This window comes from Salinisphaera sp. G21_0, assembly GCF_017744115.1.
GTDB lineage: Bacteria > Pseudomonadota > Gammaproteobacteria > Pseudomonadales > Endozoicomonadaceae > Endozoicomonas.
The window spans coordinates 1-712 of sequence record NZ_JAGHQW010000219.1; the positions used below are offsets into that span (position 1 = coordinate 1).

General features: G+C 49.0%; 1 protein-coding gene. It reads right to left on the bottom strand.

Features of this window, described 5'->3' with window-relative positions:
• Positions 1–660 (bottom strand): putative RNA-binding protein (locus J7439_RS25740; RefSeq protein WP_209204909.1); only part of this gene is annotated, 660 nt, incomplete at its 3' end.
• Positions 661–712: the final 52 nt, after the last annotated feature.

The following is a 712-nucleotide window of genomic DNA, read 5'->3' on the forward strand; positions in this document are numbered from 1 at the left end:
CTGAAAAGTGGCAGGGAGAGTGCCATCTGAATTTTTACTGGGACTCTGGTTTGTTTCAACTGAATTAGAAGTCAGTGTTAATTCACCGGAGTTTCCAGCTGAATGGATTGACTGGAGATACTGCTCTTTTGCGATCTTAGCTTGCTTTGAAGCTTCTTCCTTGTTGGCGGTTTGTTTTTTGATTCTGTTGTAAGTATTCATATAGATTCTTTGCCCCTCTGCGAGGACGGGATCTTTGCGACGCTCCCTTTGGTACTCCCTTTGGTACTCTGCGAAAGCAGGATCTTTGCGACGCTCCCTTTGGTACTCCCTATGGTACTCCCTTTGGTACTCCCTTTGGTACTCTGCGAAAGCAGGATCTTTGCGACGCTCCCTTTGGCGTTTCCTTTCGCGCTCTGCGAAAGCGGGATCTTTGCGACGCTCCCTTAGGTACTCCCTTTGGTACTCCCTTTGGCGTTTCCTTTCGCGCTCTGCGAAAGCGGGATCTTTGCGACGCTCCCTTTGGTACTCCCTGTGGTACTGCCTTTCGCGCTCTGCGAAAGCGGGATCTTTGCGACGCTCCCTTTGGTACTCCCTGTGGTACTCCCTTCGGCGCTCCAACCGAGAGGCTTTGTTGTCAGTTATTTTTTCTGGTGGGTTTGAAACAGACTTATTACTCAAGTTATCAGCGTGAATTATCGGACTGATTTGCTCCATCACGTTAGAATACTGA